The sequence below is a fragment of the Mesorhizobium robiniae genome (genome assembly GCF_040545535.1).
GTDB lineage: Bacteria > Pseudomonadota > Alphaproteobacteria > Rhizobiales > Rhizobiaceae > Mesorhizobium > Mesorhizobium robiniae.
Genome location: NZ_JBEPMC010000038.1, coordinates 1 through 1695, shown reverse-complemented (window position 1 = coordinate 1695; position 1695 = coordinate 1). Strand labels below are relative to the sequence as shown.

Here is a 1695-nt window from a genome sequence, read left to right as displayed (position 1 = left end):
CTTCGATCCATTCCCTTCCGCCCGATCCGGGATGGCCATCCCGGATCGGGCATCTCTTACTGAACCAAACGGCTTGGAAAGTCATAAGACAAGACAACCCCATCAACCTGCCCGCCCACAAGGCCGCCGGCGTGCGCGACGCGATTGAGGCCGCAGGCGCGAGCCTGCTCATGTCGCCCTACAGTCCCGACTTCAATCCGTGTATGGATGGCTCCTGCGGGTCAAGGGTGTCGGATCGGATTTGGCGAACAGGTCGGTTGCGGCCATGTATACGGCGTCTGAATGTACAACGGTGCGCGCCCTGATGAATATCCGCTTGGAGAACAGGTCCCACTCAATCGAACGTGCTCGAGGCGCTTCGGATTGATCGGGGTGTCCTGGTTCTTCGTCTCCGCTTGTTCGCCACCACCTCACTTTGCCCTGACCATTCCGAGAGCCTGTCAGGCGGCCTGCGGCTCGTAACGCGATCCGTCCCTGAGGTCGGCGAAGCTTGTTCTTGCCATGCGATGCGCCAAAGCGATGGCGACCACCTTCGTTTTCTTCCGGATCAGCATGCTCGATAGCCAATCCGACCCCGGCTCGCGCTTGAGTCTACGTCTGACCATGATCTGCGGCCATGGCGCCGAGGTACAGCAATCGTCGGATATAACGATTGCCCATCTTCGAGATCCGGCCCACCCTCTGCTTGCCTCCGGTGGAGTGCGGTTTGGGTGTGAGGCCGAGCCAAGCGGCATAGTCCCTCGCAAGTCGAAATTGTCGACATCCGGCGTCGTCGTCGCAATGATCGTCGCCGATAGCATGCCCACGCCTGGGATCGTAGCCAGACGCTGGCTTGTCTCGCTTTGCGCGTAGGTCTCTTCGATCTCGTCGGTCAGCCGATCGATCCGCTTGTTCGCGCTCCGAAGACAGGTCACCAGGCGGACGCAGCTGGTTCGCTAGCGTTCGCGGCTGAAGAACCTGATCCAGTCGATACTCCACGCACATCTGATCCCGCCATGTCCGCATGGGAACCTCGTCGGGGTAAGAGGCTGCTACGAGAAGTTTTTGGGCGCACGCATGATCGACGATATGCTTCCAGCCCATCGCGATCCCTTGCCCCCCGATCGCAGCCTGCACGACGAGACTGTAGTCGTTCAAATGCAGTCCATCCTGCGATGGTTTGACATGAGACGGCCTTGCTCGCAAACCAGTCTGCCCAGCTCGGCCGCGGGCGATGGGGTTCATCAAAGATGAATGAGAGGCTGCTGCGCAAGAGCACTCGGGCTTAGTGGCCCACCCACGAGCTTCAGGCGATGAACCCATCCTACACGATGGCAATTGCGTCGGTTATGTGACCTCCCGCGGATTTGGCCACCGCGTCAGCGAGAGTCTGGCAATGGGCTATGTGCCCGTCGAGCTCGCCAAGCAGGGCCTTGAGGTGACAGTTGAAGTCCTGGGCCATTTTCGTAAGGCTGTCGTTGCCGCTGTTCCGGTCGGTTTGCCCATTGGCAGCGTTCAATGGGAGCATTGCGCCCCTTGGACCGCACTCACACCTGGAACCTATTAGGCTTCGCGCATTTTGCCAAAGCCCACTCACTATGATATGATCAACGCGCACCCTTACCGAAAACGGACCTGGATGATACCCAGCGGTCCATCGAACTGCGCGCGCCACTGCTCGCCAGGCTTCACGGGCTGGCCATTTGTCCAAGACCC

1 protein-coding gene and 3 pseudogenes are annotated in these 1695 nt (G+C 59.8%); 3 read left to right on the top strand and 1 reads right to left on the bottom strand.

The window, feature by feature from the left end:
* Window positions 1-104 precede the first annotated feature (104 nt).
* A pseudogene (locus ABID19_RS34230) lies at window positions 105-200 on the top strand (IS630 family transposase); the annotation flags it as partial.
* A 240-nt stretch (window positions 201-440) separates the two neighbouring features.
* On the opposite strand, the pseudogene ABID19_RS34225 reads toward ABID19_RS34230, so the two are convergent.
* Window positions 441-887, bottom strand: a pseudogene (locus ABID19_RS34225) (transposase); the annotation flags it as partial.
* A 7-nt stretch (window positions 888-894) separates the two neighbouring features.
* Between ABID19_RS34225 and ABID19_RS34220 the strand changes: the two are divergent.
* Both ABID19_RS34220 and ABID19_RS34215 read left to right on the top strand, forming a co-directional pair.
* A pseudogene (locus tag ABID19_RS34220) lies at window positions 895-1029 on the top strand (IS110 family transposase); the annotation flags it as partial.
* Between the two features lie 238 nt (window positions 1030-1267).
* Window positions 1268-1546 carry a glycine cleavage T C-terminal barrel domain-containing protein gene (locus ABID19_RS34215; RefSeq protein WP_354494855.1) on the top strand — a complete coding sequence of 93 codons (279 nt, stop codon included), beginning with the start codon at window positions 1268-1270 and terminating at the stop codon, window positions 1544-1546.
* Window positions 1547-1695: the final 149 nt, after the last annotated feature.